This window comes from Stutzerimonas tarimensis, assembly GCF_042648805.1.
GTDB classification, from domain to species: Bacteria; Pseudomonadota; Gammaproteobacteria; order Pseudomonadales; family Pseudomonadaceae; genus Azomonas; species Azomonas tarimensis.
Map to the genome: position 1 here is coordinate 94222 of NZ_JBHRXZ010000017.1, position 25774 is coordinate 119995.

25 protein-coding genes and 1 pseudogene are annotated in these 25774 nt (G+C 64.0%); 13 read left to right on the forward strand and 13 right to left on the reverse strand.

Annotated features, from left to right (window positions below):
- Positions 1-81: 81 nt before the first annotated feature.
- On the forward strand, positions 82-1557 hold the full coding sequence (locus ACFOMF_RS07375; RefSeq protein WP_386363020.1) for a DUF3360 family protein: 1476 nt from the start codon (positions 82-84) through the stop codon (positions 1555-1557).
- Between the two features lie 60 nt (positions 1558-1617).
- Here ACFOMF_RS07375 and argB read toward each other — a convergent pair whose 3' ends face one another.
- The 4 genes and pseudogenes from argB to coaBC all read right to left on the reverse strand — a co-directional run bounded on the left by argB (position 1618) and on the right by coaBC (position 5776).
- Positions 1618-2520 (reverse strand): acetylglutamate kinase, encoded by a 903-nt coding sequence (gene argB, locus ACFOMF_RS07380; RefSeq protein ID WP_386363023.1) that lies wholly within the window; start codon positions 2518-2520, stop codon positions 1618-1620.
- A 15-nt stretch (positions 2521-2535) separates the two neighbouring features.
- Positions 2536-3927: pseudogene (locus ACFOMF_RS07385) on the reverse strand (phosphomannomutase/phosphoglucomutase); the annotation flags it as partial.
- Between the two features lie 183 nt (positions 3928-4110).
- Positions 4111-4566 (reverse strand): dUTP diphosphatase, encoded by a 456-nt coding sequence (gene dut, locus ACFOMF_RS07390; RefSeq protein ID WP_386363026.1) that lies wholly within the window; start codon positions 4564-4566, stop codon positions 4111-4113.
- Between the two features lies 1 nt (position 4567).
- Positions 4568-5776, reverse strand: a complete 1209-nt coding sequence (gene coaBC, locus ACFOMF_RS07395) for a bifunctional phosphopantothenoylcysteine decarboxylase/phosphopantothenate--cysteine ligase CoaBC (protein WP_386363029.1) — start codon at positions 5774-5776, stop codon at positions 4568-4570.
- Between the two features lie 151 nt (positions 5777-5927).
- Between coaBC and radC the strand changes: the two genes are divergently transcribed.
- From radC to rpmG, 3 genes are all read left to right on the forward strand, one after another.
- Positions 5928-6602 carry a RadC family protein gene (radC, locus tag ACFOMF_RS07400; RefSeq protein WP_386363031.1) on the forward strand — a complete coding sequence of 225 codons (675 nt, stop codon included), beginning with the start codon at positions 5928-5930 and terminating at the stop codon, positions 6600-6602.
- Positions 6603-6951: 349 nt separating this feature from the next.
- Positions 6952-7188 carry a 50S ribosomal protein L28 gene (gene rpmB / locus ACFOMF_RS07405; RefSeq protein WP_386363034.1) on the forward strand — a complete coding sequence of 79 codons (237 nt, stop codon included), beginning with the start codon at positions 6952-6954 and terminating at the stop codon, positions 7186-7188.
- 11 nt (positions 7189-7199) lie between these two features.
- Complete coding sequence (gene rpmG / locus ACFOMF_RS07410) at positions 7200-7355, forward strand: 50S ribosomal protein L33 (RefSeq protein WP_045423166.1); 156 nt, start codon at positions 7200-7202, stop codon at positions 7353-7355.
- A 98-nt stretch (positions 7356-7453) separates the two neighbouring features.
- On the opposite strand, the gene ACFOMF_RS07415 is transcribed toward rpmG, so the two are convergent.
- Complete coding sequence (locus tag ACFOMF_RS07415) at positions 7454-8764, reverse strand: aspartate aminotransferase family protein (protein WP_386363038.1); 1311 nt, start codon at positions 8762-8764, stop codon at positions 7454-7456.
- Positions 8765-8924: 160 nt separating this feature from the next.
- On the opposite strand from ACFOMF_RS07415, the gene ACFOMF_RS07420 reads away from it, so the two are divergent.
- Positions 8925-10418, forward strand: coding sequence for an aldehyde dehydrogenase (locus tag ACFOMF_RS07420; protein ID WP_386363041.1), 1494 nt, complete (start codon positions 8925-8927; stop codon positions 10416-10418).
- On the opposite strand, the gene ACFOMF_RS07425 is transcribed toward ACFOMF_RS07420, so the two are convergent.
- Together ACFOMF_RS07425 and ACFOMF_RS07430 are read right to left on the reverse strand one after the other, a co-directional pair.
- The gene (locus ACFOMF_RS07425) at positions 10399-10806 is read right to left on the reverse strand and encodes a response regulator (RefSeq protein ID WP_386363044.1); all 408 of its coding nucleotides are present in this window, start codon (positions 10804-10806) and stop codon (positions 10399-10401) included. The two genes, ACFOMF_RS07420 and ACFOMF_RS07425, sit on opposite strands and share 20 nt — an antisense overlap.
- Positions 10803-13202: a PAS domain S-box protein gene (locus ACFOMF_RS07430; protein WP_386363047.1), complete on the reverse strand. Its 2400-nt coding sequence runs from the start codon at positions 13200-13202 to the stop codon at positions 10803-10805. Before ACFOMF_RS07430 ends, ACFOMF_RS07425 begins: the two co-directional genes overlap by 4 nt.
- Positions 13203-13502: 300 nt before the next feature.
- Between ACFOMF_RS07430 and ACFOMF_RS07435 the strand changes: the two genes are divergently transcribed.
- The 5 genes from ACFOMF_RS07435 to ACFOMF_RS07455 are packed head-to-tail and all read left to right on the forward strand — an operon-like array spanning position 13503 to position 15617.
- Entirely contained in the window at positions 13503-13829 is a 327-nt protein-coding gene (locus tag ACFOMF_RS07435) for an ArsR/SmtB family transcription factor (RefSeq protein WP_386363050.1), read from the forward strand.
- Complete coding sequence (locus ACFOMF_RS07440) at positions 13826-14260, forward strand: YeeE/YedE family protein (protein ID WP_386363053.1); 435 nt, start codon at positions 13826-13828, stop codon at positions 14258-14260. The genes ACFOMF_RS07435 and ACFOMF_RS07440 overlap by 4 nt, the downstream gene beginning before the upstream one ends.
- Positions 14261-14263: 3 nt before the next feature.
- On the forward strand, positions 14264-14689 hold the full coding sequence (locus ACFOMF_RS07445; protein WP_386363056.1) for a DUF6691 family protein: 426 nt from the start codon (positions 14264-14266) through the stop codon (positions 14687-14689).
- A gap of 14 nt (positions 14690-14703) precedes the next feature.
- Positions 14704-14898 carry a YgaP family membrane protein gene (locus ACFOMF_RS07450; protein WP_386363058.1) on the forward strand — a complete coding sequence of 65 codons (195 nt, stop codon included), beginning with the start codon at positions 14704-14706 and terminating at the stop codon, positions 14896-14898.
- A 20-nt stretch (positions 14899-14918) separates the two neighbouring features.
- Positions 14919-15617 carry a cytochrome b/b6 domain-containing protein gene (locus ACFOMF_RS07455; protein ID WP_386363061.1) on the forward strand — a complete coding sequence of 233 codons (699 nt, stop codon included), beginning with the start codon at positions 14919-14921 and terminating at the stop codon, positions 15615-15617.
- A gap of 39 nt (positions 15618-15656) precedes the next feature.
- On the opposite strand, the gene ACFOMF_RS07460 is transcribed toward ACFOMF_RS07455, so the two are convergent.
- From ACFOMF_RS07460 to ACFOMF_RS07485, 6 genes are all read right to left on the reverse strand, one after another.
- Positions 15657-16133, reverse strand: a complete 477-nt coding sequence (locus tag ACFOMF_RS07460; protein ID WP_386363064.1) for a c-type cytochrome — start codon at positions 16131-16133, stop codon at positions 15657-15659.
- A gap of 264 nt (positions 16134-16397) precedes the next feature.
- Positions 16398-17492 carry an agmatine deiminase gene (gene aguA / locus ACFOMF_RS07465; protein WP_386363066.1) on the reverse strand — a complete coding sequence of 365 codons (1095 nt, stop codon included), beginning with the start codon at positions 17490-17492 and terminating at the stop codon, positions 16398-16400.
- Between the two features lie 31 nt (positions 17493-17523).
- Entirely contained in the window at positions 17524-18405 is an 882-nt protein-coding gene (gene aguB, locus ACFOMF_RS07470; protein WP_386363069.1) for an N-carbamoylputrescine amidase, read from the reverse strand.
- 161 nt (positions 18406-18566) lie between these two features.
- Entirely contained in the window at positions 18567-19190 is a 624-nt protein-coding gene (locus ACFOMF_RS07475) for a TetR/AcrR family transcriptional regulator (RefSeq protein WP_386363072.1), read from the reverse strand.
- Positions 19191-19252: 62 nt separating this feature from the next.
- Positions 19253-20323, reverse strand: coding sequence for a lactonase family protein (locus ACFOMF_RS07480; RefSeq protein WP_386363074.1), 1071 nt, complete (start codon positions 20321-20323; stop codon positions 19253-19255).
- Positions 20324-20438: 115 nt separating this feature from the next.
- Complete coding sequence (locus ACFOMF_RS07485; RefSeq protein WP_386363077.1) at positions 20439-21815, reverse strand: glutamine synthetase family protein; 1377 nt, start codon at positions 21813-21815, stop codon at positions 20439-20441.
- A gap of 252 nt (positions 21816-22067) precedes the next feature.
- On the opposite strand from ACFOMF_RS07485, the gene ACFOMF_RS07490 reads away from it, so the two are divergent.
- The 3 genes from ACFOMF_RS07490 to ACFOMF_RS07500 all read left to right on the forward strand — a co-directional run bounded on the left by ACFOMF_RS07490 (position 22068) and on the right by ACFOMF_RS07500 (position 25670).
- On the forward strand, positions 22068-22814 hold the full coding sequence (locus tag ACFOMF_RS07490) for a gamma-glutamyl-gamma-aminobutyrate hydrolase family protein (RefSeq protein ID WP_386363080.1): 747 nt from the start codon (positions 22068-22070) through the stop codon (positions 22812-22814).
- Positions 22815-22832: 18 nt separating this feature from the next.
- Entirely contained in the window at positions 22833-24185 is a 1353-nt protein-coding gene (locus ACFOMF_RS07495) for a glutamine synthetase family protein (protein ID WP_386363083.1), read from the forward strand.
- 129 nt (positions 24186-24314) lie between these two features.
- On the forward strand, positions 24315-25670 hold the full coding sequence (locus tag ACFOMF_RS07500; RefSeq protein WP_386363086.1) for an aspartate aminotransferase family protein: 1356 nt from the start codon (positions 24315-24317) through the stop codon (positions 25668-25670).
- Positions 25671-25774 lie beyond the last annotated feature (104 nt).

Below are 25774 nucleotides of genomic sequence, written 5' to 3' on the forward strand. Positions count from 1 at the left end.
CGTCAATCCCCGCAAGGTCGGGGGTGAGTTGCGTTGAGTCAAACGGTAACGTCTCGCCCTACCTTTGGGGGCCCATTTACCATGATTGACGAAGACTTGCGCAGCTATAAAGAGCGTCACAAGCCGAAAAGGCACTTCGCAACGCGCTCCGAATACCTCGATCACGAACTGAGCATCATGTCGCCCAAGCGTTGGCGACTGAACCTGCCGTATCGCGACTACCGCTTCGAGTACGAGGACTGGGTGCCAGCGATGGCGGCGACCATCGGCAAGATCGTGATGGTGGCGGCGATCGTGGCCGCCTTTGCCGGTCCGCTCGGGCTGTCCAATGAATTCGTCATCGAGAACGCCCGCTTCGAGATGTTGATCGCCGCGGTGCTGTTCGTGGTGCTCTTCTCTGGCATTCTCAACCCGAACTGCAACCTGGCCGGCACCCATGGTCCGATCATTCCCTTGGTGCCGCTGATCGTGGCGTCAGGCGGTCACCCCATGGCGCTGGGCATCATGATCGGTGTGCTGGGCTTCATTCTCGGGGTGCTGAAGGGGGGAAGCCTGCTGGCGAAGCTGACCAGTAACGGTGTCTGCGGCGGGCTGCTGCTCTACCTGGGATTCATCGGCATCACGTCCCAGATCGCTCGCCTGTTCGCCTGGGCGAATGGCTTCGACATGGGCTACATCGCCTTTGTCGTGGTGTTCGCCACCATCGTCATGTATGCCTACCTCGAGCACATCCGCATGCGTTGGCTGGCGATTCCGCTGGGCTCGGCGCTGGCGGCGGTGATTGCCTTCGCCCTGGGCGCGCCGTTCGAATTCACCACCGAGCCCGGCATTCCAAACATGAATCCGGCCTACTGGTGGGGCGAGGACACGGGCTGGCAGCTGGGCTTGCCGAGCCTGCATCACTTCATTGCCGTGGCGCCTTTCGCCGTGCTGGCGGTGGCGATGTGGTCGCCGGACTTCCTCGGTCACCGGGTCTTCCAGGAGTTGAACTACCCGGGCAAGGCGAAAAAGGTTCTGATGAACATCGACGACACCATGTGCGTGGCAGCCGCCCGTCAGGTGGTGGGTACCTCCCTGGGTGGCGGTAACCTGGCTTCGTCCTGGGGCACCTATATCGTTCCTGCCGCCATTGCCAAGCGGCCGATTCCAGCCGGTGCGGTGCTGACCGGGCTGCTCTGCGTGGTCGCCGCCCTCTGGGGCTACCCGATGGACCTGGCGATCTGGCCGCCGGTGCTCAGCGTCGCGCTCATGGTGGGTGTGTTCCTGCCGCTGCTGGAAGCCGGTATGCAGATGACCCGTGAGGGCAAGACCTCCCAGTCCGCCGCGATCGTGATCTTCTCCTCGGCGCTGGTGAACCCGGTGTTCGGCTGGTCGCTGACGGTACTGCTGGACAACCTGGGACTGGTTGGCGACAAGGAGCGTGGCCAGGCCATGACCCATGTTCATCGCTGGATCATTCCTACCGTGGTCTTCGCAATCCTCTGCGGCATCATGCTGGCGATCGGCATGTTCCCGGGCATTCCGGCGATGCTGGAGTCGTTCAGGGTGCTGGATTGAGGTTTCTGATGGAATGAAAAAAGGGGAGCCTGACGGCTCCCCTTTGTTGTGCCGCTGGGCTTAGTGCTTGCGGTTGCTGATGAGGGTGCCGACGCCCACGTCGCTGAAGATTTCCAGCAGCACCGCGTGAGGCACACGCCCGTCGATGATGTGTGAACTGATCACACCACCCTGAACAGCGTCCAGTGCGCAGCGGATCTTCGGCAGCATGCCGCCGTAGATGGTGCCGTCGGCGATCAGGGCATCCACCTCGGAGGTGGACAGGCCGGTCAGCACGTTGCCCTGCTTGTCCATCAGGCCGGCGATGTTGGTCAGCAGCATCAGCTTCTCGGCGCGCAGCGCCTCGGCCACCTTGCCAGCCACGGTATCGGCGTTGATGTTGTAGGACTCGCCGTCCGGGCCGACCCCGATCGGGGCGATGACCGGAATGAAGTGGCCCTTGACCAGCATGTCCAACAGATCGGTATTCACCCCGGTGACTTCGCCGACCTGGCCGATGTCGATGATTTCCGGCTGGCTCATGCCCGGGGTCTGACGGGTCGCCATCGTCTTCTTGGCACGGATCAGGCGGGCATCCTTGCCGGTCAGGCCGATGGCGCTGCCGCCGTGCTGGTTGATCAGGGTGACGATGCTCTTGTTGACCTGGCCACCGAGTACCATCTCCACCACGTCCATGGTGGCGCTGTCGGTGACTCGCATGCCTTCGATGAACTGGCTCTGGATGTCCAGGCGCTTGAGCAGATCGCCGATCTGCGGGCCGCCGCCGTGCACCACCACCGGGTTGATGCCCACCGCCTTCATCAGCACGATGTCCCGGGCGAAGCCGGTCTTGAGCTCCTCGCTCTCCATGGCGTTGCCGCCGTACTTGATCACCAGGGTCTTGCCGACGAACCGGCGAATGTAGGGCAGTGCCTCGGAAAGCACCTGGGCGAATTGAGTGGCAGCGTCACGGCTGAGGGACATGCAGGGCTCCGCGGATCAGAACGGCAGGTTAAGGTCGGGCGCGACGTTGAGCAGCTGTTCCCGGAACACTTTCTGGATGCGCTGGAGTTCCTCGTCGGTGTCGGCCTCGAAGCGCAGCACCAGCACCGGAGTGGTGTTGGAGGCGCGAACCAGGCCCCAGCCGTTCGGATAGTCGGTGCGTACGCCATCAAGCGTGAACAGGTCGGCTTCGCCCCATTGAGCGTCGCGTTGCAGGGCATCAATGATGGTGAATTTGTTTTCGTCTGTCACCGTGATGTTGATTTCCGGGGTCGAGACGTCCAAGGGGAAATCGTTGAAAAAGGCATCGGCGTCGCGCGAATCCTTTGCCAGAATCTCCAGCAGGCGCACGGCGGCGTAGATGCCGTCGTCGAAACCAAACCAGCGCTCCTTGAAGAACACGTGCCCGCTCATCTCGCCGGCCAGCAGTGCGCCGGTTTCCTTCATTTTCTTTTTGATCAGCGAATGACCGGTTTTCCACATCATCGGCTTGCCGCCGTAGCCCTCGATCAGCTTGGCCAGCCGCCGGGTGCACTTGACGTCGTAGATGATCTCGGCGCCCGGGTTGCGCGCGACCACATCCTGGGCGTAGGCCATCAGCAGGCGATCCGGGTAGATGATGTTGCCCAGGTTCGTCACCACGCCGACCCGGTCGCCATCGCCGTCGAAGGCCAGGCCAAGATCGGCGCCTTCTGCCTGTACCCGGGCGATCAGGTCCTGCAGGTTGGCCGGCTTGCCCGGATCGGGATGGTGGTTGGGGAAGCGACCATCCACTTCGCAGTACATCGGGATCATCTCGCAGCCGAGGGCCTCGACCAGTTGCGGCGCGATGACGCCGGCCACGCCATTACCACAGTCCACGACCACCTTGAGCCTGCGCTCGAGCTTGATGTCGTCGGTGATGCGCGTGGCGTAGCGCTCCAGCAGATCGATGCGCTCGACCTGGCCCTCGCCGCTGGCGAGGTCGTTGTTCTCCAGGCGTTCGCGCAGGGCCTGAATCTGCTCGTTTGCCAGGGTGTCGCCGGCGATGACGATCTTGAAGCCGTTGTAGTCGGGCGGGTTGTGACTGCCGGTGAGCATCACTCCGGATTTACCCGACAGCACGTGGGTCGCGTAGTAGAGCACCGGGGTCGGTACCATGCCGATGTCGTCTACGCGGCAGCCGCAGTCCACCAGACCCTGGATCAGGTGCTCGACCAGCTCCGGGCCGGACAGGCGGCCGTCGCGTCCGACCGAGATATGCGGCTCGCCCTTGGCAAGGGTCTCCGAACCAATGGCGCGGCCGATCCAGTAGGCCGTTTCCGGGGTCAGGGAGTCGCCGACCACGCCGCGGATGTCGTAGGCGCGGAAGATGCTGGCGGGTATGAGGGGGGCTTGTTCGCGGGTCATTGCGGTTCTCGCTCCTTGTGTCGGGATCAGGGACATCCTGCCCGTCGAGAATGGGTGCGGCTGGCTTGAGCTAGAGCGCCCTGCGGCGCGCAGGCGCGGATGCAGGGGCGGGGCTGGCAGAGTGCCGGAGCCGGGGGACAGGGGTTTGATAGCCTCTCCGGGGCAGAGTTCCGGCGCCCCGCCTCAGTGACTGCCGGAGTGGCCAAAGCCGCCGGTGCCACGTTCGCTCTCGGCGAAATCCTCGACCAGGTCGAAACGGGCCTGCACCACAGGCACCAGCACCAGTTGGGCGATGCGCTCGCCGACAGCGATCTCGAAAGCGGTGTGTCCGCGGTTCCAGCAGGACACCATGAGCTCGCCCTGGTAGTCCGAGTCGATCAGTCCGACCAGGTTGCCCAGCACGATGCCATGTTTGTGGCCCAGCCCCGAGCGCGGCAGGATGAGTGCCGCCAGGCCTGGGTCGCCGATGTAGATGGACAGCCCGGTGGGGATCAGCAGGGTCTGGCCCGGCTCCAGGCGGGTGTTCTCCTGCAGCATGGCGCGCAGATCGAGGCCTGCCGAGCCTTCGGTGGCGTATTGCGGCAGGGGGAAGTCACGGCCCAGGCGCGGGTCGAGGGTCTTGGCTTGCAGTCTGTGCATGTCAGGCCTTGAGGAAGCGGTCGGCAATGAAGGCTACCAGCTGGCGAGCGATATGCCCCTTGCTGGCCTGGCCGAAGCGGGTTTCATGTTGGGCGCGGTCGATCACGCTGACCGCGTTGTCTTCGGCATTGAAGCCGATGCTCGGATTGGCGACATCATTGGCGATGATGAGGTCGAGGTTCTTGTCGAGCAGCTTGCGCGTGGCGTACTCGAGCAGGTTCTCGGTTTCGGCGGCGAAGCCGACGCTGAACGGGCGATCCGGACGGTTGGCCAGAGTGGCGAGGATGTCCGGGTTGCGCACCATGCGCAGCAGCATTCCGTCAACGGTGCTCGGGTCCTTCTTCAGTTTGTGCGGCGCCACCACCTCGGGGCGGTAGTCGGCGACCGCGGCCGCTGCGATGAGCAGGTCGCAGGGCATCGCGGCCTCGCAGGCGGCTAGCATGTCGCGCGCACTGACCACGTCGACCCGTTCGACCCGGTCCGGTGTCGGCAGGTGCACCGGACCGCTGACCAGCGTCACTCGCGCCCCGGCTTCTGCCGCCGCCTCGGCCAGGGCAAAGCCCATCTTGCCGGAGCTGTGGTTGGTGATGTAACGCACCGGGTCGATGTTTTCCTGCGTCGGGCCGGCGGTAACCAGCAGGTGACGGCCGCTGAGGAGCCCGCTCCGGAAGCAATCTGCCGCAACCAGCGCCAGCTCGTCAGGTTCGAGCATGCGGCCCGGGCCTACATCGCCGCAGGCCTGACTGCCCGCGCCCGGGCCGAACAGACGCATGCCGCGAGACTGCAGCAGCGCCACATTGGCCTGGGTCGCCGGGTCGCGCCACATGGCTTGGTTCATCGCCGGGGCCAGGGCGACGGGTGCGTCGGTGGCCAGCGCCAGGGTGGTGAGCAAGTCATCGGCGGTGCCCTGCGCCAGGCGCGCCATGAGGTCGGCGGTGGCTGGCGCGACCAGTACCAGATCGGCCCAGCGTGCTAGCTCGATGTGTCCCATGGCGGCTTCGGCGGCCGGGTCCAGCAGGTCCAGGTGGACGGGATGGCTGGACAGCGCCTGCAGGGTCAGCGGGGTGATGAATTCGCGGCCGGCGCGGGTCATTACCACCCGGACTTCGGCACCCTGGTCGCGCAGGCGGCGTACCAGTTCTGCGCTCTTGTAGGCAGCGATGCCGCCGCCGACACCCAGGACGATGCGTTTACGATACAGCCGCTGCATAGGCCTGCCTTGTTGTTCGATAGGATGCGCGTGCGCCAGTGACGGTTCGCGCCTGGAGAGATCGGCTAAAATAGCACAGCGGCCCACAGCGGAAAAAAGGCTGCGCAGCGAAGGGACCCGCTGCAAGAGAGGCATACACAGGGAGCGTGACATGAGTATCAGAGACTGGCCGGCCGCCGAGCGGCCGCGGGAAAAGCTGCTGGCCCAGGGCGCTGCCGCGCTGTCCGACGCCGAGTTGCTGGCGATCTTTCTGCGCACCGGCGTCGCCGGGCTAAGCGCGGTGGATCTGGCGCGGCGGTTGTTGAACGACTTCGGTAGCCTGCGTGCCCTGCTCGAGGCCGACCAGTCCGGGTTCAGCGCGCAACTCGGGCTGGGGCCGGCCAAGTTTGCCCAGTTGCAGGCTGTTCTGGAAATGGGCCGTCGGCATCTGGCCGAGCGCCTGCGGCGCGACTCGGCACTGGAAAGCCCGCAGGCGGTGCGTGATTACCTGAAGGCGCAACTGCGCCATGAGCCCCATGAACTGTTTGGCTGCCTGTTCCTGGATGCCAGGCATCGGGTGCTCGGTTTCGAAGTGCTGTTTCATGGCACTATCGATGGCGCAAGCGTCTACCCGCGCCAAGTGGTCAAGCGCGCCCTGGCACATAACGCCGCAGCTTTGATCCTCACCCACAACCACCCCTCCGGAGTGGCCGAGCCGAGCCAGGCCGACCGGGCGCTGACACAGCGGCTCAAGGATGCGCTGGCAATGGTCGATGTGCGGGTGCTCGACCATTTCATCGTCGGCGATGGCGAGCCATTGTCGATGGCCGAGCATGGGTGGATATAAAAGTCGCTGGAGGCTGGACGAAAGAGGCCCCGGGTGCGGCAGAACCTGTGGCAAGGGTCTCGATGGCGAGGAAATCCGGTTTCGCTGCAGACAATCAATGTCCGGCAGACTGCCTTTCCGTTCAGCTTTCCAGCCTCCAGTACGCTTTTCGCAGGGCGTTCCGCCGGTCCGCGAAAGCTACCCGTGCTTGTTGCCAGCAAGCCTTTCTGCTATAAAGCAGCGCTCTTTTTTCAGGGTTGACGTGCCGGCGTGCCGTTCGGCTCTGACAAGATGCGGCGCAAGGCGCCGATGACAACGTTCAAGCGGCCAACCCATGCCGGGTTGGGCATGTGGTTTAGAGGGCTGAGGCATGTCTAGAGTCTGTCAAGTGACCGGTAAGGGTCCGGTGACCGGGAACAACGTTTCCCACGCACACAACAAAACCCGTCGTCGTTTTCTGCCGAACCTGCAGCATCATCGCTTCTGGGTCGAGTCCGAGAACCGCTTCGTTCGCCTGCGCCTGACTGCCAAGGGCATGCGCATCATCGACAAGCGTGGTATTGATGCTGTCCTGGCTGAAATGCGCAGCCGTGGCGAGAAGGTCTAAGGAGAACGAACATGCGTGATCTGATCCGTTTGGTGTCCAGCGCCGGTACCGGCCACTTCTACACCACCGACAAGAACAAGCGCACCACCCCCGACAAGATCGAGATCAAGAAGTACGATCCGGTGGTTCGCAAGCACGTGATGTACAAGGAAGCCAAGATCAAGTAATTGGTCCGGCTTTCACGAAAAACCCGCCTCCTGGCGGGTTTTTCGTTTGTGGCCAGGCGTGGCCGTGCGCCTTGGCATAGGCCCGGGCGTGGCTGGATTCAGGCAGTGGCCTTGATCGCGTCGGTGAAGCGCTCCAACAGGCCATCGATCTGGGCCTTCTCGATGATCAGGGGCGGGGAGAGGGCGATGGTGTCGCCGCTTGCGCGTACCAGCGCGCCGTTCTGGAAGGTCTGGCAGAACACTTCATAGCCGCGCTTGCCAATCTGCTCAGGATGCGGTGCGAACTGGATGCCAGCCACCAATCCCACGGTGCGCACATCGATGATGTTCGGCAGGCCTTGCAGGCTAGCGAGTGCTTCCTGCCAGTAGCCTTCGAGCTCGATCGCCCTCTGGAGCAGATTTTCCTGGGCATAGATATCGAGCGTCGCCAGCGCCGCGGCACAAGCGACCGGGTGGCCCGAGTAGGTGTAACCGTGGAAAAACTCGATGGCGCTCTCGGGGCCGGTCATGAAGGTCTCGTAGAGGTCTTCGGCCACCAGCACAGCGCCCATGGGCACACTGCCGTTGGTCAGTCCCTTGGCGCAGGTGAGGAGGTCGGGTGTCACGCCCCAGCGCTGTGCTGCAAAGGCTTCACCGACACGCCCGAAGCCGGTGATCACCTCGTCGAATATCAGCAGGATGCCGTGCTTGCGGGTGATCTCCCGCAGCCGCTTCAGATAGCCTCTGGGTGGCAGGATGACCCCGGCCGACCCGGACATCGGCTCGACGATGACGGCGGCGATGTTTTCAGCACCATGCAGTGCGACCAGTCGCTCCAGTTCCTCGGCCTTTTCCACGCCATGTTCGGGTAGGCCCATGCTGAAGGCGTTGCGCTGCAGGTCGAGGGTATGTGGCAAGTGGTCGACGCCGGGCAGCAGCGGGCCGAAGGCGCGGCGATTGTTGATCATGCCGCCTACCGAGATGCCGCCGAAGCCGACCCCGTGATAGCCCATTTCGCGACCGATCAGGCGGGTGCGTGAAGCCTGGCCGTTGGCCCGATGGTAGGCCAGCGCGATCTTCAGGGCGGTGTCCACCGATTCGGAGCCGGAGTTGGTGAAGAACACCCGGTTGAGGCCCGCTGGAGCGATGGCGCTGAGGCGCTCGGCCAGTTCAAAGGGGAGCGGGTGGCCCATCTGGAAGGTAGGCGCGAAGTCCAGCTTGCCGATCTGGCGGCTGACCGCCTCGGTGATTTCCCGTCGGCCGTGGCCAGCGTTACAGCACCAGAGGCCTGCCGTGCCGTCCAGCACCTGGCGCCCCGAGGTGTCGGTGTAGTACATGCCTTCGGCGCTCTCCAGCAGACGAGGGTCGCTCTTGAACTGACGATTGGCGGTAAAGGGCATCCAGAATTGGTCAGGCGAGGGAGTGATCATGGCGCAAGGACTCCGGTCGAGAGGCACGAATGTTCTGAGTCTATGTTTAATAAATTGAACAAAACAAGCAGGCCATGGCCTGCTCCGTAAAAAATATTGATAGCGCTCCCAGCCCTGGTTTAGGGTGCCGGTTCCACTTGATCAACCCGGAGGACGACCCATGCCCAGCCCTACATTCGCCGAGTGGCAACAACGTGCCCGGGACCTGGGCATCGAGGGGCGCGCCTTCATCGAAGGCGCCTATTGCGAGGCGACGGCAGGCGAGCGATTCGACTGCCTGAGTCCGATCGATGGCCGCCTCCTGGCTCAGGTCGCCAGCTGTGACTCGGCTGACGCCGAGCGGGCGGTGAGCAGCGCAAGAACCGCGTTCGACTCTGGCCGCTGGGCACGACTGGCGCCCGCCAGACGCAAGGCCGTGATGATCCGCCTGGCCGACTTGCTGGAGGCCCACCGCGAGGAGTTGGCCCTGCTGGAGACCCTCGACATGGGCAAGCCCATCGGCGATTCGCTGGGCGTCGACATCCCGGCTGCGGCGCGCGCGCTGCGCTGGAGTGCGGAGGCGATCGACAAGCTCTATGATGAAGTGGCGCCGACGCCTGACGATCAGCTGGGGCTGGTCACTCGCGAGCCGGTCGGTGTGGTGGCAGCCATCGTGCCCTGGAACTTCCCCCTGCTGATGGCCTGCTGGAAGCTGGGCCCCGCCTTGGCGAGCGGCAACTCGGTGCTGCTCAAGCCGTCCGAGAAATCCCCCTTGACCGCCATACGCCTGGCCCAACTGGCAGTCGAGGCGGGTATTCCGCCCGGAGTGCTGAACGTCCTGCCGGGCTATGGGCATACCGTCGGCAAGGCGCTGGCGCTGCATATGGATGTGGACACCCTGGTCTTTACCGGCTCCACCCGCATCGCCAAGCAACTGATGATCTACGCCGGCGAATCGAACATGAAACGGGTGTGGCTGGAGGCTGGCGGCAAGAGCCCGAACATTGTGTTTGCCGACGCGCCGGACCTGCACAAGGCCGCCCAGGCGGCAGCCGCGGCGATTGCTTTCAATCAGGGCGAAGTCTGTACCGCGGGGTCGCGCCTACTGGTGGAGAACAGCATCAAGTCGAGCTTCCTACCCATGGTGGTAGAGGCGCTCAAGGCGTGGAAGCCTGGTCATCCGCTGGATCCGGCGACCAATGTTGGCGCGCTGGTGGACACCCAGCAGCTCGATACCGTGCTCGGATACATCGAGGCGGGGCAGGCCGAGGGTGCCAGGGTGGTGCTCGGTGGCAAGCGGGTGCTCGAGGAGACCGGCGGGCTGTTCGTCGAGCCGACCCTGTTCGATGGGGTCAGCAATGCCATGAAGATCGCTCGGGAGGAGATCTTCGGCCCGGTGTTGTCGGTGATCGGCTTCGATAGCGCGGAAGAGGCGGTGGCCATTGCCAACGACACCCCCTACGGTCTGGCCGCGGCGCTCTGGACCGCCGACCTGTCGCGCGCCCACCGAACGGCGCGGGCCCTGAGGGCTGGCAGCGTATGGGTCAACCAGTACGATGGCGGCGATATGACCGCACCCTTCGGCGGCTACAAGCAGTCCGGCAACGGCCGTGACAAGTCGCTGCATGCCTTTGACAAGTACACCGAACTCAAGGCTACCTGGATTCAGCTGTAGCCTGATTCGGGTTCCGCTGCCAGATCTCCTGCAACTGAGCTGGCAGTTGCATCGGGTCGAAGGGTTTGACCAGCACCTCGCGGGCGCCGAGCCCGAGCAAGGTCTCGCGCCGCACTGGCTCCATATAGCCGGTGAGAAAGACCACCGGCACCTGCTCCAGATCGATGCGCGCAGCGAGCAGGCGCAACAGTTCCACACCGTCCATCTCCGGCAACATCGCATCGAGCAGGATCAGGTCCGGAGCAAAGGCGTCGAGCTTGTCGAGCGCTTCCTGGCCGGACGAGCAGCTGAGCACTTCCAGCCCGCCAACGCGCTCCAGGGCGATACGGGCGATCACCTGAATCGACGGCACATCCTCGACATGCATAACCCTGCGTAGTGGCTTCATGCGTCGTCCTCGTCGTCCAGCGGCAGGTCGAACCAGAACGAGGCGCCCTTGCCGGGCTGGGAGTCGTAGCCGATGCGGCCGTTCATGCGCTCGATCAGCGCCTTGCTGATGGCCAGCCCCAGGCCGGTCCCGCCCTGCGCGCGGGTATCGGAACTGTCGGCCTGGGCGAAGCGCTGGAACACCCGGTCGCGAAACGATTCGTCGATACCCTGGCCTTGATCCCGTACCGTGACGCGTACCCATTGCCCGGTCTGCCGGGTCTCCATGCTGACCGTGCCACCGGCGGGCGAGAATTTCGCAGCGTTGGACAGCAGGTTGGTCAGTACCTGATGCAGGCGCAATGCGTCGGCCCTTACCCGGGCAGCGCTGGCGCTGCTCAACTCCAGGGTCACACCATAGCGGTCGGCGTAGGCCTGATTGGCCCGCACCGCTTGCTGCAGCAGGGGCTGCAGCGGTTGCCGGTAGAGGTCGACGCGTAGTTTGCCGGCGTTGAGCTTGTCGATGTCTAGCAAATCGTTGATCAAAGCGTTGAGGCGCTGACTGTTCTGGTTGGCGATGTCCAACAGTTCCCGCAGGTGCGCGGGCACCTCGCCCATGACTTCACTGCAGATGAGGGCCAGCGAGCCGCTGATGGAGGTGAGCGGGGTGCGCAGTTCGTGGCTGACGGTGGAAACGAACTCGCGTTGCAGGCGCTCGTTGCGCTTGCGCTCGCTGATGTCGTGCATCACGGTGACAGCCCCGATTCTACTACCGTCGGAGGCGTACAGCGGGTCGGCGCTGGTCAGCAGAAAGCGGGGGCTGCCGTTATTGAGAATGGTCAGCTCGGCGTTGGCCACCACCTCTCCGCGCAGTGCGCGGGTCAGTGGAATCTCGTCGCGGCTCAGCGGGCGAGCCCCTTCGCTGTCAAACAGCGACATCGCATCAAGCCAGGATGGCTGATGGCTGGGGTAGGTTTCGCCAAACCATTGGCGGGCCTTATCGTTCAGCAGGGCCAGGCGTCCTTCGGCATCACAGGCGATTACGCCCTCCGACAGCGACTCGATCAGGCGGCGAGTCATCTCCTGCTGTTTTTCCAGCTCCGCCTGTTGCGCCTTTCGCTCGCTGACATCGGTGACCAGCCCGTGCCAGAGCACGCTGCCGTCCGCTTGGCACAGCGGCGTGGCCCGGGCGTCGAGCCATAGCAGGCCGCGCCTGGGGTGCGTGGCCCGATGCTCATGCTGCCAGGGGATGCGCTGCTCGGCGGCATGGCGCAGGGTGTCGAGCATCGGCGCACGATCATCCGGGTGCACCCGCTCCAGAATCGGGTGTAGATGTTCCACCAGCTGCCCGGGGCTCAAGCCGTAGACCGCCTCGATCCCTTCGCTGGCATAGGTGAAGCCACCTCCGCCCGGTTTCCAGTGGTACTGGAACAGCATGCCTGGAACCTGAGCGGCAATCTGCTGCAGACGCAACTGGAGCTGTTCCTGCAGGGTCAGATCATAGCCGATGGCGAGGTAGCCGCGGGTGTCGCCATGGGCGTCCGGGATCGCCGAAAGGCTCAGCAGCAGCGGAATCTCGCTGCCGGTTCGGTGGCGCAGGCGCCAGGATCGCTGCTCGCGCTGGCCCCGGCGCAGGGGCTCGGTCAGCGCGGCGAAGCCCGGTTCGATCGGACGTTCCAGCTCCAGGGAGAGGCGCGCTGCCTGTTCTTTGAGGGTGTCGGCGAAAAACAGCGTCCGGCAGAAGTCGCGACCGGTCAGTCCGTTTCCGGAATAACCAAACAGCCGGGTCGCCGCCGGGTTAGCCTGCTCGATACGGCCATCGCGATCCATCATCAGCAGAGCGTTGGTAGCGTTGTCGAGCATGACGCGCTGCAGAGTGGCCTGTTCGGCATGCTGGCGCGTCAGCAGACGCTGTTCGAACAGACGGATCACCTGCCGGCTCAGGCGTTCGAGGGCGGCGCGTTGCTCTTCGTCGAGCTGGCGTGGCTGCCGGTCGATGACACACAGGGTGCCAAGATTGTGGCCATCCGGAGTGATCAGGGGTGCACCCGCATAGAAGCAGATGTTCGGTGCGCTGGTCACCAGCGGATTTTCGCGAAAGCGAGGGTCCTCGGTCGCATCGGGGACTTCGAAGATCTCACTCCCGCGAATGGTGTGATGGCAGAAGGAGAGCGCACGGGGCGTGGACGTGGCGGTCAGGCCATAGCGGCTCTTGAACCACTGGCGATGCTCGTCCACCAGGGAAATCAGGGCGATGGGCGTCTTGCAGATATAGGCTGCCAGCTGGGTGAAATCGTCGAACTCCGACTCATCCGGCGTATCGAGGATCTCGTAGCGGAGCAGGGCCGCCAGGCGCGAAAGCTCGCTGCACACCGGATCGCCCGGCGGCGGCACCTGACTGGCCTCTAGGGTGATCATTGGTCATCCGTCCTGTGGGGGAAGCGCCCTTCGTTGCATTGTGGTCGAGTCGTCACGGGTACGCTAGATGGCCAGCAGACGGTCGGCGAGCTCAAGGATCAAAGGCCTGAGAATCACGCCGTGGCACCGAGTCGCTGCAGCCGTGGGACCTCCTCGGGGTGGGCCTTGGCCGTCATGAGTCCCGCCGTTACCGTGGCCGGCGCCTGCTGCTGGTGGGTGCGCGCAAGGCAGGGGCGAAAGCGATTTGACTGACAATATATAAATAAACATATTGTTATTATGTCAACTGAGGAAAGGTCTATGGATTCCGGCAACGCGCGCGTGGATCTGAAGCAGCTGCGCAATAGTGCTGGCGCAGCCTGTCAGTTGCTCAAGGCGCTGGGTAATCCGGACCGGCTGCTGCTGCTCTGCCAGCTCGTGGAGCGCGAGCGCAGCGTCGGCGAACTCGAGCAGTTACTGGGCATCGTCCAGCCGACCCTGTCGCAGCAACTGGCGGTGCTGCGGCGCGAAGGCCTGGTGACGACGCGTCGTGATGGCAAGCAAGTCTACTACCGGATCGCCAGCGAGCCAGCACTGGCCGTGCTGCAGACGCTGTATCTGCAATTTTGCAAGGAAGGGGAACGATGACCATCGACTGGAACAGCTTCACGCCTTGGTCGGCGCTCGCCGGAGGGCTTCTCATCGGGCTGTCGGCCGGCCTGTTCATCATGGCAAACGGGCGCATCGCCGGGATCAGTGGGTTGCTGGGAAGCCTGTTTCGCTTGGGCGAAGGGCGTGACGAGAAGGCCCTCTTCCTGCTTGGACTGGTCCTGGCACCCGTGCTCTGGCGATTCTTCACGGCGCTTCCGACAATCGAATTCCAGGGCAGCTGGCCGGCTCTGGTGGCGGCCGGTGTGCTGGTCGGTCTGGGCGCCCGCTACGGCTCCGGCTGCACCAGCGGGCATGGGGTGTGCGGGTTGTCCCGCCTGGCCCCACGCGCGCTGGCGGCTACCCTGGCGTTCATGGCCAGCGGATTCCTGACCGTCTATGTGGTTCGACATCTGCTGGGAGGGGCCTGAGCAATGGCGCGGCTGACCGCATTTCTGGCGGGACTGTTGTTTGGCGTCGGTCTGCTGCTGTCCGGCATGGCGAATCCGGCCAAAGTGACAGGTTTCCTTGATCTGGCGGGTGCCTGGGACCCGTCGCTGGCCCTGGTGATGCTCGGTGCCGTCGCGGCGGCCTTGCTGCCGATGACCTGGGCCAAGAGGCGGGCGCGTTCGTTGCTCGATCAGCCGATGCAGCTGCCGCAGGCCCGCGCCCTCGATCGCCGGCTGATCGTCGGCAACCTGGTGTTCGGCGTGGGCTGGGGGCTGGCTGGCATCTGCCCGGGACCGGCGCTGACGATACTGTTCGCCGGTCACTGGCAGGCCTGGGCCTTTTTCACTGCGATGGTGGCGGGAATGTTGATTTTCGAAGCGCTGGATCGCCGGCGCACTCAAGGGGCCTAAAGTAGCCTAGAAGCATGCAGACCAACATCGGAACTCTCGACCGTACCCTGCGGATTGTCATTGGCCTCGCGCTGATCGGCCTTGCGTTGGCCGGCACCCTTGGCCTCTGGGGCTGGATCGGCGTTTTGCCTCTGTTCACCGGACTGATACGCTTCTGCCCTGCCTATCCGTTGCTGGGAATCAATACCTGTCGGAAGGCCAAATCCTAGGAGATTAAGGGGAGTTTTGCATGGCCGACAGCATCAAGGTTTGGGACGTACCGCTAAGGCTGTTTCACTGGTTGCTGGCGGTAAGCGTTGTGGTGGCCATTGCCACGGGTTGGATCGGTGGCAACTGGATGTTCTGGCACGGTCGCCTGGGCCAGTTCATTTTTGGCTTGCTGGTTTTTCGCCTGGTGTGGGGGCTGGTGGGGTCGACTTACGCACGCTGGTCACGGATCTGCACAGCGCCGTTCAGCCTGCTGGCCTACCTGCGTGGCGAGTGGCGCCAGCCGGGCCATTCACCGATCGGTTCGCTGTCGGTGATTGCCATGCTGGCACTGTTGGGTTTCCAGGCCGGCAGTGGCCTGATCGCGACTGACGATATCGCTTTCCAGGGGCCGCTGTACCGGCTGGTGGAGCGAGACACCAGCGCTCTGTTCAGCAGCCTGCACCGGGAAACCAAATGGTGGTTGATCGGCCTGATCGGACTGCATCTGGCGGCGCTGTTGTTCTACAAGCTGGCCCAGAAGCGCGCCTTGGTCTGGGCGATGGTGTGCGGACGGGCGCAGCGGCGCGATGCGGGTGAGCGCGAAGCGGTCGGCGGTGCCTGGTGGGCGGTGGTGATCGCCGTGGCGATCGCGCTGCTGGCGGTCTGGGTGGTGCAGTCGGCGGCGGGCTGGATGGCACCCCCGCCAGCACCACCCGCACCTCCGGCGCTGAACTGGTAAAACCGGCAACAGGCCACGCCGTCAGGCGCGGCCTGTGGATTACTGGCGAGAAAAGCGGAACTCGTCATGGCAGGCCTTGCAGGTCTGGCCGACTTCACCGAACGCCCGCCGAATGCGCGCCTGGTCGCCGGAGGCCGCTTCGCTGGCCAGGTTGTTGGCGGCAACATTGAAGTTGCGGCCCAGCCTGCCCGCTTCGTCCAGGTTCTGGAAAAATTCCGGACGCAGCGCAGTGATCTCGCCCATTTCGGCCCGGCTGCTGCCGGGACTGAACAGCGCACCCATGCCGGAGTTGGAAATCGCGGCGATGGCGTTGGCGGCCGCCTGAACCTGCAGTGGATCGTATTCGACGGAACCGTCGATTACCTGGGCCTTGATCTTGCCCATGTTCCAGGACATGAACTTGTAGCCAGCCTGGCGGAACTCGATTTGGTCTTCGATATCGGGTTGCTGGGCCTGGGCGGCCAGACCCGCGGCCAGGATAACGGCACTCAGGCCGCCGACGATCAGTGCTTTCACGACTCTCTCCTTGTGTTGCGGGCGGCCCCTCGGCAGCCTCAAGCAGCCAATACTCCCCCGCTGCGTTGGCCAGCGCAAGCCCGGACTTGCGGCATGGCGAAAGCGCCGGCGCACTACTGGCGCAGTGCTTTCAGCGCATTCAGGCGTGCTCCGGGCGCTGGCTGAAAGCGGCCATGTTTCGCTGCATCCAATCGTTACATTCTGCGTCAGCCGCCGGCGGCACCCGTCTGCGGCCCAGGCCATGTACCCCCGAGGGTATATGGCTCAGGCAGGCTGCTGTTGGGTAATGCAGTGAATATTGCCCCCGCCCAGCAGGATCTCCCGGCCGGGCACCATCACCACTTCCCGGTCGGCGAAGCAGTCGCGCAGGATGGTTTCGGCCTGGGCATCCAGCGGGTCGCCGAACGCCGGTGCGATGATGCCGCCGTTGACGATGAGGAAGTTCACATAGGAGCCGGCCAGGCGAATCAGCGGATTGCGTGGCTGGCTGCCGGCCACCCGGTCCACCGCAGCGCATTCGGCCTCGGTGGCGTGGAGGGGGCCGGGTATCGGCAGCCGATGGACGCGCAACAGGCGACCGCGCGCGTCCGGGGTTTTTTCCAGCACCTCGAGGGCGGCGCGGCAGCGGTCGTAATTGGGCTCCTGCGGATCGTCGGTCCAGGCCAGCAGCACCTCTCCCGGACGGACGAAGCAGCAGAAATTGTCGACGTGGCCGTCCGTCTCGTCGTTGTAGAGCCCTTCGGGTAGCCAGATGATGCGCTCGACCGCCAGGTACTCTCGCAGCGTTTCCTCGATGGCCTGGCGCGTCAGATGCGGGTTGCGGTTCGGGTTGAGCAGGCATTCCTCGGTGGTCAGCAGGGTGCCTTCACCGTCGACGTGGATGGCGCCGCCTTCGAGCACGAAGCCTCGGGTTCGGTAGCGCGAGCAGTGTTCGAGGGCGAGAATCTTGCGTGCCACCTGATCGTCACGCTGCCAGGGGGCGTAGAGGCCGCCCTGAAAACCGCCCCAAGCATTGAAATCCCAGTCCACCCCGCGGACTTCGCCCTCGCCATTGATGACGAAGGTGGGCCCGGTATCTCGCACCCAGGCATCGTCGCTGCTGAGCTCCACCACCCTGATGCGCGGGTGCTCGAGTCGCGCGCAAGCGTTGTCGTACTGCGCCGCGGAAACGCCAACGCTGACAGGCTCGAAACGTGCGATGGCCCTTGCCACCTCGGTGAAGGCGGCCTGGGCGGGCTTGCCGCCGGCCCGCCAGTTGTCCGGGCGTTCGGGCCAGAGCATCCAGGTCTGCTTGTGCCGTTCCCATTCGGCGGGCATGCGGAAACCATCGGTGCGGGGCGTACTACAGAGCGTCGTCATGGATCGGGCGCCTCAGGGTGCGGGGTAGGGCTCACTTGCACTCGTTATAGCCGTCCAGCGTCCTGATCGGCAGGTAGAGATTGGGTCGGCGGTCGCGGTAGACGCCCCAGGCGCTGCGCACATGCTCGAGCCGATCGAGATCGAAGCTGTGCACCAGTACGCCTTCGCTGGTCTGGTCCATCTCCTCGACCTTGGCGCCGAACTGATCGGCGATGAACGACGAGCCGTAGAAGGTGATGTCGTAGCCGTCCTGTTCTTCGGTCCCGATGCGGTTGCTGGCGATCAGCGGCATAAGGTTGGCACCGGCGTGACCCTGCTGGACACGCTGCCAGTGATCGCGGGAGGTGATGCTCGGATCATGCGGCTCGCTGCCGATGGCGGTGGGGTAGAAGAGTAGTTCCGCGCCCATCAGCGCCATGCTGCGGGCTGTCTCCGGAAACCATTGATCCCAGCAGATGCCGACGCCGATTCGCGCATAGCGGGTGTCCCAGACCTTGAAGCCGGTGTCCCCCGGGTTGAAATAGTATTTCTCGTGATAACCCGGGCCATCCGGGATGTGGCTCTTGCGATAGGTGCCGAGGTTGCGGCCATCGGCATCGATTACCGCCACGCTGTTGTAGCGCGCACGGCCGGCCAGCTCGAAGAAACTGATGGGAAGCACCACTGCCAGCTCGGCGGCGACCTTCTGGAAGTGCGTGATGGCGGGGTTCTGTTCGACCGTCGTAGCCATCTGCAGATATTCAGGGTTGGGTTTCTGGCAGAAATAGGGCGTCTCGAACAGTTCCTGGATGAGAATGATCTGGGCGCCCTTCGCGGCGGCCTCGCGCACGAGCTTCTCGGCCCGGGCGATATTGCCCTGACGATCCCATGAGCAGGCCATCTGGGTGGCGGCGACGGTGACGGTGCGGGTCATGGCAAAACCTCGGCGCGAGCGATGCAGTGTTGGACAGGCAGGAGATATCAGGTTCCAGCTGCGGGTAAGTGGCCTAGTTATATTCGATAAATATCGATAATAAAAGCCAATATTCGTTGTCGGTCGTTTTGGTTAGGGTCAGGAGCCGATGAGAATCGGATTTACCGTCGGGGAAGACAGGGCGGAAGATAGAGCCCCAGGTAGGCGTCGAACACCCGCATGCCTTCCTCGGCCAGGCGTGGCGTGATCTCTCCATGCAACTGGATCGAGCGGGCATAGACGCGATCGCTCAGCTCCAGCGCCAGGGAAAAGACATCCAGCTCTTCAGGCAACGGCGGGAGTCGGAAGAACCGCTCGAACAACCCTTGCATCAGCCGACCGAGCTCCAGGTCGTGGCGGACATCGGCCTGGGTGATCTCCGCCAGGCCATGCTGGGTGAGGATCAACTGCCGGGCTGCGGGGTCTTCGGCGTAACGGGCCAGCATGCGTTGCTCGATGAGTCGCGAAAGGTCGCGCCAGTCATGGATTTCGGCTGCATCGACCGGGGCTTCGAGGCAGGCGCGAAAGGCGGCATGCACTTCCGCCGTGAGGGCTCCGAGCACCGCCGGGACACTGGCGAAGAAGTGGTACACGGAAGAGGGCGGGATACCCGCGCGCTCGGCGACGCTGTACATGCTCAGGGCACCCAGACCCTGCTCGGCAAGCAGCGCGCGAGCGGCGGAGAGGATCGCATCGATGCGCTGCTGGCTGCTGGCTCTGGATTTTCGCGGGCTGACGGGGCGCATGGGGATCTCCGGATAGGCGCCCATTGGACGCCAGCCGCTTCGCCCGGGCAAGCCCGCGGTGTTCACGTGAAGTGCAGGCAGACGGCGCTGTCGATCGGGTAGCGGGTCTCCAGCGGCTGCAGTCCGCCATCATCCGGTTCGATGCGAAACACCTGGATCAGGCCATCGTCCTGGGACGCCACCAGCAGGAACCGGCCGTCCGGCGATACCGCCATGCCGCGTGGCGTGCGCCCGCCTGCCTTCCAGCTGCCGAGGCGGGTCAGGCTGCCTGCCGCTTCGTCCAGGCGTGCGGCAAAGACGCTGTCTTCCCCGCGGTTGGACACGTAGACGAAACGACCGGACGGGTGAATACACAGCGCTGCCACCTTGTTGCCTTCGACCTCGCCACTCAGGGTCGACAGCTCCTGAACAAGCGCGACCTCGTCGCCTGACAGTCGATAGAGCGACAGACTCGAGGCGAGCTCATTGTTGACCAGCAGATGGCGCCCGGAGGGAGTGAAGTCCAGATGGCGCGGGCCGGCACCAGGGCGTGCGGCCAGGGTCAGGTCCGCGCTGGTGCGTACCCGACCGTCGATCACCGGATGGCGCATGACCTTGTCGGTGCCCAGGTCGCAGAGATAGACGAAATGGCCATCCGGTGAGGTCCTGGCGCAGTGCGCATGCGGGCCGTCCTGGCGCTCGCTGTCGGGGCCGGAGCCGCTGCGCGTCATTACCACGGGTTCGTCCCAGGGCAGCCCGTCGGGATCCAGGCTGTAGGCCAGCACTTCGCCGGAATTGTAGTTGGACACCAGCACCAGGCTGCGCAGGCTGTCGACCGAGACGTGGCAGGGCCCCGAGCCAGGCGTCGACAGGCTGGACAGCGGGGTAAGGGTCGCTGCGGCTCGGTCCAGGGCAAATACGTCCAGGCTCGGGCTGGCGTCTCGGCCCACCTCGCGGATGCTGTAGAGCTTGTCCAGCGCGCTGGTGAGGTAGGTGGGGTTGACCGGCCCGGAATGAACCACGGCTTCGCTCAGTTCGCCACTGGCAAGGTCGAGCCGCAGCAGGTGGATACCGGCGCCAGGCTGTCCCTCGGAGTCGGCCATCGACTCGGTGTAGGTGCCGACCGCCAGCAGCGCGTGGGTGGATGGATTCATGGGCCTAGTCCTGCTCAGCTGTTGATGAGACGTGCAGAGCAAGGACAGCCCGGACGCCAGCCCCGTTGCGTCCGGGGGCGCCGGTTGCGTCACAAAAGATGAGCAGCCCCCGTACTCAGACGGTATGCAGGTACCAGTTGTACTCGAGGTCCGAGATCGAATACTCGAATTCGGCCAGTTCGCTCTCCTTGCAGGCGACAAAGATGTCGATGTAGTCGGGACTGATGTAGCGCGACATCACCTCGGAGTCATCCAGCGCACGCAATGCGTCGCGCAGGTTGGTCGGCAGGCTGGGTTCGGCCTGCTCGTAGGAGTTGCCCTCCATCGGCGCGTCGGGTTCGAGCTGGCGCGACAGGCCATGATGAATTCCCGCCAGTACTGAAGCCATCATCAGGTAGGGGTTGGCGTCGGCACCGGCCACCCGATGTTCGATACGCACCGAATCGGCGCTCTCGGCAGGCACGCGCAGGGCCACTGTGCGGTTGTCGATGCCCCAGCAGGGCGCGTTCGGCACATAGAACTGGGCGCCGAAGCGGCGATAGGAGTTCACGTTCGGGCAGAGAAACGCCATCGAGGCGGCCATGGTCTGCTGCAGCCCGCCGATGGCATGACGCAGCGTGGGGTGCTCGGTAGGGTTTTCGCTGGCGAAGATGTTGTTGCCGTCACGATCCAGGATGGAGATATGCAGGTGTAGCCCATTGCCGGCCTGGCCGGGGTAGGGCTTGGCCATGAAGGTGGTGTCCATCTCGTGGTCGTAGGCGATGTTCTTGATCAGCCGCTTGAGCAGGACCGCGTAGTCGCAAGCCTTGATCGGGTCGGCGACGTGATGAAGGTTGACCTCGAACTGCGCCGGCGCGCTCTCCTTGACGATGGCGTCGGCCGGGATGCCCTGCTCCTTGGCGCCTTCGAGAATGTCCTGCAGGCAGTCGACATACTCGTCGAGGTCATCGATCAGGTAGACCTGGGTCGAATGCGGTCGCTTGCCCGAGATCGGCGAGCGCGGGGGCTGCGGACGGCCATTCACGTTTTCCTGGTCGATCAGGTAGAACTCCAGCTCGAAGGCGGCGCAAACCGTCAGGCCTTCCTCCTCGAAGCGAGCCACTACCTGGCGCAGCACCTCGCGCGGATCGGCAAAGAACGGTGAGCCGTCGCGCTCGTGCATGGTCATCAGCAACTGAGCGGTAGGGCGCTTCTGCCAGGGTTCCTTGCTCAGCGTGTTGGGGATCGGCAGGCAGATGCGGTCGGCATCACCGATGTCCAGTCCCAGGCCACTGCTTTCCACCGTGATGCCGTTGATGTTGAGCGCGAAAAGGGAGGCGGGCAGGTTGATGCCCTTTTCATAGACCTTATGCAGGCTGGCGCGCTCGATGCGCTTGCCGCGGACCACACCGTTCATGTCGGCGATCAACAGATCGACGAACTGAACCTCGGGGTGTTCCTTGAGGAAGGCGTTCGCCTCATTGAGCTGAACGACGCGTGGCGGGGGTGACATGGTGTGCACCTTCGATTTGTTAAAAATTTCAATCAATCTCTGGCTTTAAGGCAGTCAAGCCGAAAAGCCGGCAGAGTGTCAATAGCCGCATAGAGTGCCCTGATATGGCGCGGCTGTGTCCGTTTTTTGGGCGTGGACCGGAACGGTGCCGAGCTCGTGAAGCGGGCCTGTTCGGAATTTTCGGGGGTGGTTGTAAGAAAAAATGAACAAGGCTAACCTCCTATTCAACTTCTCGACGTGAACGGGTTTCCCATGGCACGCATGCCATTGATCGGCGTCTCCGCCTGTACCACGCAGATTGGCCATCATGTCTTTCACATCGCCGGCGACAAGTACCTGCGCGCCGCCGCCATCGCCGGTTTGCCCTTCGTCATACCCTCGCTGGGCTCGCTGATCGATCGCGAGGCCTTGCTGGAAAGCGTAGACGGCCTGGTCTTTACCGGCTCTCCCTCGAATGTCGAGCCTCGTCATTACCAGGGCGCGGCCAGCGAGGCCGGCACACCGCATGACCCGGCGCGTGACAGCACCACCTTGCCGCTGATACGCGAAGCGGTGGCCGCCGGGGTGCCGGTCCTGGGCATCTGCCGCGGATTCCAGGAGATGAACGTGGCCTTTGGCGGCAGCCTCTACCAGAAGGTGCATGCCGCGGGTCCCTTCGCCGATCACCGCGAAGTGCAGGGCGACCCGGTAGACATGCAATACGGGTTCCGGCATGCGGTGCAGGTGCAGCCCGGTGGTCTGCTGGCCGACATCGGGCTGGCGGGAGAAATCCAGGTCAATTCCCTGCACGGTCAGGGTGTCGAGCGGCTCGGGCCGGGGTTGCGGATCGAGGCGCTGGCGCCGGACGGCCTGATCGAAGCGTTCAGCGTCGAGGGCGCGGCCAGCTTCGCGCTGGGCGTGCAGTGGCATCCCGAATGGAAAGTCCAGGACAACCCCGACTACCTGACCTTGTTCGACGCCTTTGCCGTGGCCTGTCTGGCCCGTTCGCGGCAGCGCTAGAGACCGGAAGCGACCATCATGAGCAACTTCGATTACCTGACGAGCTGGCTGAAGGAACGCAAGATCACCGAGGTGGAATGCCTGATCAGCGATCTCACCGGTATCGCTCGCGGCAAGATATCTCCCACCAGCAAATTCGTGCTCGAAAAGGGGATGCGCCTCCCCGAGAGCGTGCTGCTGCAGACGGTCACCGGCGACTACGTCGAGGACGAGGTCTACTACCGCCTGCTGGACCCGGCGGACATCGACATGTTCTGCCGGCCCGACCCCTGCGCCGTGTTTCTCGTGCCCTGGGCCATCGAACCCACCGCCCAGGTGATTCACGACACCTATGACAAGCAGGGCAATCCGATCGAGATCTCGCCGCGCAACATCCTCAAGAAGGTGCTGCGCCTGTATGCCGATCGGGGCTGGAAGCCGGTGGTGGCGCCGGAAATGGAGTTCTACTTGACCAAGCGCTGCGAGGACCCGGATCTCCCCTTGCAGGCACCGGTAGGGCGGTCAGGCCGCCAGGAAACCGGCCGCCAGTCGTTTTCCATTGATGCGGCAAACGAATTCGACCCGTTGTTCGAGGACATGTACGACTGGTGCGAGGCGCAGGGGCTGGATCTGGATACCCTCATCCATGAAGAAGGCACGGCGCAGATGGAGATCAACTTCCGTCACGGCGATCCGCTGCACCTGGCCGACCAGATCCTGGTGTTCAAGCGCACCATGCGCGAAGCGGCACTCAAGCACAACGTCGCGGCCACCTTCATGGCCAAGCCCATGACCGGTGAACCGGGCAGCGCCATGCACCTCCACCAGAGCGTCCTCGACCAGCAGGGGCAAAGCATCTTCTCCAATGCTGATGGCTCCATGAGCGAACTGTTCATGCACCACGTGGGTGGGTTGCAGAAGTACATCCCCGAGGTGCTCCCGCTGTTCGCGCCGAACGTCAACTCGTTCCGGCGTTTCCAGCCCGATACCTCGGCCCCGGTCAACGTGGAATGGGGTGAGGAAAACCGCACCGTGGGCCTGCGCGTCCCTGATTCCGATGCGCAGAACCGGCGAGTCGAGAATCGTCTCGCCGGCGCCGACGCCAACCCTTACCTCGCCATCTCCGCCAGCCTGCTGTGCGGCTACATCGGCATGGTCGAGCAGCTGAGCCCCAGCGCCCCGGTGCAGGGACGGGGCTACGAGCGGCGCAACCTGCGGCTGCCCCTGTCACTGGAAGCGGCGCTCGAGCGAATGGAGAACTGCCGAGACCTGGAGCCCTATCTGGGGCAGAAATTCATCACCGGTTACGTGGCGGTCAAACGCGCCGAGCAGGAAAACTACAACCGGGTCATCAGCTCCTGGGAACGCGAATTTCTCATGCTTTCGGTTTGAAATCGCTCGGTAAGAGTGCTGGAGCCTGGACTAGCGTGGCCTCGTAGGGTGGGCTTCAGCCCACATCAGAAGCAGGAGAGTGAGCACAGCGTCAACCATCGAGGCGGCAAAACCCAAACGGAGGCGGATGTGACAGAAGGCAACACGCAACACTGGCAGGCCCTGGGGCGTCGACATCACTTGCCGCCCTTCAGCGACTACAAGGCTCTCAATGCCAAGGGTTCGCGCATCATCACCCGCGCCGAGGGCGTCTATCTCTGGGACAGCGCGGGCAACCGCATCCTGGATGGCATGGCCGGGCTCTGGTGTGTCAACGTCGGTTACGGCCGTGAGGAGCTGGTGCAAGCGGCGGCGCGGCAGATGCGCGAACTACCCTACTACAACCTGTTCTTCCAGACCGCCCACCCGCCGGTGCTGGAGCTGGCCGAGGCGATCGCGGAAATCGCTCCTGCCGGCATGACCCATGTGTTCTTCACCGGCTCCGGCTCCGAGTCCAACGACACCGTGTTGCGCATGGTGCGCCATTACTGGGCGGTCAAGGGGCAGCCGCAGAAGCAGGTCATCATTGGGCGCTGGAACGGCTACCACGGCTCGACCGTTGCCGGCGCCAGCCTTGGCGGCATGAAGGCCATGCACGGCCAGGGCGGGTTGCCGATCCCCGGCATCGAACACATCGACCAGCCCTACTGGTATGGCGAGGGCGGTGACGAGGACCCGGAGGCCTTCGGTGTGCGAATGGCCGAGCAACTCGAGCAGAAAATCCTCCAGGTCGGCGTGGAGAAAGTCGCGGCCTTCATCGCCGAACCGATCCAGGGAGCTGGCGGGGTGATCATTCCGCCGGACAGCTACTGGCCGAAGATTCACGAGATCCTTGCCCGTTACGACATCCTGTTCATCGCCGACGAAGTGATCTGTGGCTTCGGTCGCACTGGAGAGTGGTTCGGCAGCGATTACTACGGCAGCGCGCCGGACCTGATGCCCATCGCCAAGGGGTTGACCTCGGGCTACGTGCCCATGGGGGGAGTGATCGTGCGCGACGAGGTGGCGGCGGTCCTCAATGAGGGCGGCGAGTTCTTCCACGGTTTTACCTATTCCGGCCATCCGGTGGCCGCCGCGGTTGCCCTGGAGAACCTGCGGATCCTCAAGCGCGAGGGCATCATCGATAGGGTCAGGACCCACACTGCGCCCTATCTGCAACGGCGCTGGCGCGAGCTGGCCGATCATCCCCTGGTGGGCGAAGCCCGCGGTCTGGGCATGCTCGGTGCGCTGGAGCTGGTGAAGGACAAGCGGACGCGCACCCGCTTCAGCGGCATCGAGCTCGGCATGCGCTGCCGGGAGCACTGCCTCGACAACGGTCTGGTGATGCGAGCAGTCGGCGATACCCTGATCATCTCGCCGCCGCTGGTGATCAGCGAGGCGCAGATCGACGAATTGGTGAGCAAGGCGCGGCTGTGCCTGGATCTCACCGCAGGCGAGGTGGAATGATCTGTTACAGAGAGGCTGGCCTGGAGCTTGCTTATGCTAGCAAAAGGCAGCCAGCGGTGATTGAAATGCACCTCTCGACCTTGCCAGACTCCGCAGGCGTGGAA

Excerpts from the sequence above, each read along its gene's own strand:
- ACFOMF_RS07375 (WP_386363020.1), top strand. The coding sequence starts at position 82 with ATGATTGACGAAGACTTGCGCAGCTATAAAGAGCGTCACAAGCCGAAA.
- argB (WP_386363023.1), bottom strand. The coding sequence starts at position 2,520 with ATGTCCCTCAGCCGTGACGCTGCCACTCAATTCGCCCAGGTGCTTTCC.
- dut (WP_386363026.1), bottom strand. The coding sequence starts at position 4,566 with ATGCACAGACTGCAAGCCAAGACCCTCGACCCGCGCCTGGGCCGTGAC.
- coaBC (WP_386363029.1), bottom strand. The coding sequence starts at position 5,776 with ATGCAGCGGCTGTATCGTAAACGCATCGTCCTGGGTGTCGGCGGCGGC.
- radC (WP_386363031.1), top strand. The coding sequence starts at position 5,928 with ATGAGTATCAGAGACTGGCCGGCCGCCGAGCGGCCGCGGGAAAAGCTG.
- rpmB (WP_386363034.1), top strand. The coding sequence starts at position 6,952 with ATGTCTAGAGTCTGTCAAGTGACCGGTAAGGGTCCGGTGACCGGGAAC.
- rpmG (WP_045423166.1), top strand. The coding sequence starts at position 7,200 with ATGCGTGATCTGATCCGTTTGGTGTCCAGCGCCGGTACCGGCCACTTC.
- ACFOMF_RS07415 (WP_386363038.1), bottom strand. The coding sequence starts at position 8,764 with ATGATCACTCCCTCGCCTGACCAATTCTGGATGCCCTTTACCGCCAAT.
- ACFOMF_RS07420 (WP_386363041.1), top strand. The coding sequence starts at position 8,925 with ATGCCCAGCCCTACATTCGCCGAGTGGCAACAACGTGCCCGGGACCTG.
- ACFOMF_RS07425 (WP_386363044.1), bottom strand. The coding sequence starts at position 10,806 with ATGAAGCCACTACGCAGGGTTATGCATGTCGAGGATGTGCCGTCGATT.
- ACFOMF_RS07430 (WP_386363047.1), bottom strand. The coding sequence starts at position 13,202 with ATGATCACCCTAGAGGCCAGTCAGGTGCCGCCGCCGGGCGATCCGGTG.
- ACFOMF_RS07435 (WP_386363050.1), top strand. The coding sequence starts at position 13,503 with ATGGATTCCGGCAACGCGCGCGTGGATCTGAAGCAGCTGCGCAATAGT.
- ACFOMF_RS07440 (WP_386363053.1), top strand. The coding sequence starts at position 13,826 with ATGACCATCGACTGGAACAGCTTCACGCCTTGGTCGGCGCTCGCCGGA.
- ACFOMF_RS07445 (WP_386363056.1), top strand. The coding sequence starts at position 14,264 with ATGGCGCGGCTGACCGCATTTCTGGCGGGACTGTTGTTTGGCGTCGGT.
- ACFOMF_RS07450 (WP_386363058.1), top strand. The coding sequence starts at position 14,704 with ATGCAGACCAACATCGGAACTCTCGACCGTACCCTGCGGATTGTCATT.
- ACFOMF_RS07455 (WP_386363061.1), top strand. The coding sequence starts at position 14,919 with ATGGCCGACAGCATCAAGGTTTGGGACGTACCGCTAAGGCTGTTTCAC.
- aguA (WP_386363066.1), bottom strand. The coding sequence starts at position 17,492 with ATGACGACGCTCTGTAGTACGCCCCGCACCGATGGTTTCCGCATGCCC.
- aguB (WP_386363069.1), bottom strand. The coding sequence starts at position 18,405 with ATGACCCGCACCGTCACCGTCGCCGCCACCCAGATGGCCTGCTCATGG.
- ACFOMF_RS07475 (WP_386363072.1), bottom strand. The coding sequence starts at position 19,190 with ATGCGCCCCGTCAGCCCGCGAAAATCCAGAGCCAGCAGCCAGCAGCGC.
- ACFOMF_RS07480 (WP_386363074.1), bottom strand. The coding sequence starts at position 20,323 with ATGAATCCATCCACCCACGCGCTGCTGGCGGTCGGCACCTACACCGAG.
- ACFOMF_RS07485 (WP_386363077.1), bottom strand. The coding sequence starts at position 21,815 with ATGTCACCCCCGCCACGCGTCGTTCAGCTCAATGAGGCGAACGCCTTC.
- ACFOMF_RS07490 (WP_386363080.1), top strand. The coding sequence starts at position 22,068 with ATGGCACGCATGCCATTGATCGGCGTCTCCGCCTGTACCACGCAGATT.
- ACFOMF_RS07495 (WP_386363083.1), top strand. The coding sequence starts at position 22,833 with ATGAGCAACTTCGATTACCTGACGAGCTGGCTGAAGGAACGCAAGATC.